The 726-nt window shown below is 56.2% G+C and carries 1 protein-coding gene; it reads left to right on the plus strand.

Annotated elements, in window-relative coordinates; translation table 11 throughout:
• Positions 1 to 195 precede the first annotated feature (195 nt).
• On the plus strand, positions 196 to 726 hold a 531-nt coding region (locus VQ03_RS30750), incomplete at its 3' end, for a PAS domain S-box protein (protein WP_157064340.1).

Below are 726 nucleotides of genomic sequence, written 5' to 3' on the forward strand. Positions count from 1 at the left end.
ACTGGGGAGCGGGCGGAGAGCCCGACATCAATGCCTGGCCGCGTTGGAGGAGTTTTCCATTCCTGGCGGGAACAAGCGATTTTGATATCCCTATTGACGTAAGCAGCAGCAGACTCTTATCAGCCGTTAACCAAGCGCCGCTGCGACAACCTCCGCTTAACTTGAAGTTGAGCCTTCGCGGCCAATTTTGCCGCAATGTCTGATCCGAACGATCAAATTGAAGGTTTCTTCCTGGCGCATGACGCGTTCCAGACGCTATTCAATCGTGCCCCATTGCCGATGTGGGTCTATGATCGCGAAAACCTCAAATTTCTCGCCGTGAATGATGCCGCGGTGCTGCTGTATGGACACAGCCGCGAACAGTTTCTGGCAAAGACCATATTCGACATTCGACCGGCCGAAGATCGGGACGAACTGAAGGAAATCATCGATCTCGGCGGATATGAGTTCGAGGACCGGAGCTGGCGCCACCGTAAAGCGAACGGAGTGACGATCGACGCCAACGTCTATACGCAGGCGGTGACCTATGAGGGGCGGGCGGGCGCCCTTGTTACGATGGTTGACGTCACCAAACGGCGCCAATCCGAAGCGCGCATCAGCCATATGGCGCACCACGACGCCATGACCGGTCTTGCGAACCGATCCTTACTGCAGTTGGAGATCAATCATGCTCTGGCACGTGTGCGATATGGGGTGCGCCACGCGCTGTTGTGCATCGATTTGGAC

This window comes from Methylobacterium tarhaniae, from assembly GCF_001043955.1.
Lineage (GTDB): Bacteria > Pseudomonadota > Alphaproteobacteria > Rhizobiales > Beijerinckiaceae > Methylobacterium > Methylobacterium tarhaniae.